Source organism: Sporomusa sp., from assembly GCF_057736855.1.
Window position 1 is genome coordinate 1 of sequence record NZ_JBYKYF010000468.1, and the last position, 1,605, is coordinate 1,605.

At 44.7% G+C, this 1,605-nt stretch carries 2 protein-coding genes; both read left to right on the plus strand.

Annotated elements, in window-relative coordinates; translation table 11 throughout:
• The coding region (locus AC29Z1_RS17740) for a methylaspartate ammonia-lyase (RefSeq protein ID WP_488272758.1) at window positions 1-677 on the plus strand (677 nt) is incomplete at its 5' end.
• Between the two features lie 19 nt (window positions 678-696).
• A partial coding sequence (locus tag AC29Z1_RS17745) for an alanine-tRNA synthetase second additional domain-containing protein (RefSeq protein ID WP_488272759.1) occupies window positions 697-1,605 on the plus strand: 909 nt, incomplete at its 3' end.

Below are 1,605 nucleotides of genomic sequence, written 5' to 3' on the forward strand. Positions count from 1 at the left end.
CAGAAGTACTGCCGCATGGCCTTATCAACAATGTAAAAGAAAAACTGGGTGAAAACGGCGAACTGCTTCTTCAATATGTTGCTTGGCTGAGAGACCGGGTAGCACAACTGAAAACCACAGATGACTATAAACCTGTACTGCACATTGACGTATACGGAACTATCGGTCTTGCTTTCAACAACGATGTGGAACGTATCGTAAACTATATGCGTGAATTAGAAAAAACTGCAGCTCCTTTACAACTCCGCATCGAAGGTCCTGTTGACGTAGAAGACCGTGAAAAACAAATCGAAGTACTTGCCCAAATTACTTCCCGCCTGCATGAAGAAAAAATCAATGTTCAAATTGTTGCTGACGAATGGTGCAATACATTAGAAGACATTAAAGAATTTGCCGACAGAGGCGCTGGCGATATGCTGCAAATTAAAACCCCTGACCTTGGCGGTATCAACAATACCATCGAAGCAGTACTCTACTGCAAAGCCAAAGGTGTAGGCGCTTACCAAGGCGGTACTTGCAACGAAACTAACCGTTCTGCAGAAGTATGCGTGCATGCAGCTATGGCTACCCAACCTGCACAGATTCTTGCTAAACCTGGCATGGGTGTAGACGAAGGCTTCATGATCGTTTATAATGAAATGCAACGTATACTTGCATTGCGTCAAGCCCGCAAATAATTAAAGGGGGTACCCGTTCGTGAAGTCTATCACGCCATATGTTTTCGGCAATCAATTGATGTATTCCAGTTATTTTGCTCCGCGTGGGCGTAACCGGATGTATATTTTGGGACAGCAGTTAAGTGAACGCTATTTGTCGCCGCTTGACCGGCTTATCGGTATTATTGGTGATGCTGGTGCAGGTAAATCATCCTTGGTAAAAGGTATGTTTCCTGGTCTTGAACTTACCAATGATGACGACGGCGTAAATATTAGACCACTGCCGCTGCTTAAAAATATTGATAAAGGCTTTTTTTCCAGCCATACCTACCATGTCGATATCCGGTTTGAGTTAGCCTTTACACAGCTGCATCAATTGGCCGATGCTGTTACGCAGGCGTTGGCTCATGATAAACGGGTTATCGTTGAACATTTCGATCTTTTGTATCCAATGCTCAAAACCAACGCCGATGTACTCATCGGCGTTGGTGGCGAGGTTATTGTTGTCAGGCCGACGGTGTTCGGACCGGTGCCGCAGGAAATTCGTGATGTTGTCGTCCAAACCCTGCGGTATCGTAAGATGGCACATACAGCGGAAGACCTAACTAACCGCATTTTGGTAGAAGATTATGGTGCTATCTTAGAGTTCGGCCACCGCGATGTACATCGCGGTTTTGTACTCGAATATCCGCTGGAATTGTCTGCTGATATTAAAGAAGTTGAACGCAAGGTTAAGAAGCTGATTGATGAAGGAATATCAATCAGCTATTGTGATGAGGGACATATTAAAATTGGTAATATGTCCTGGGCTTGTTCAGGACCGCGCACGCATGTGCGCAACACAGAAGAAATTGAGAACTTCCGGCTCATTCCGGAATATAAATATGACCCTAAAACTCGCACCTATCTTATTATCGGTCTTGTTGGACCACAGACTGATACCCTTGAT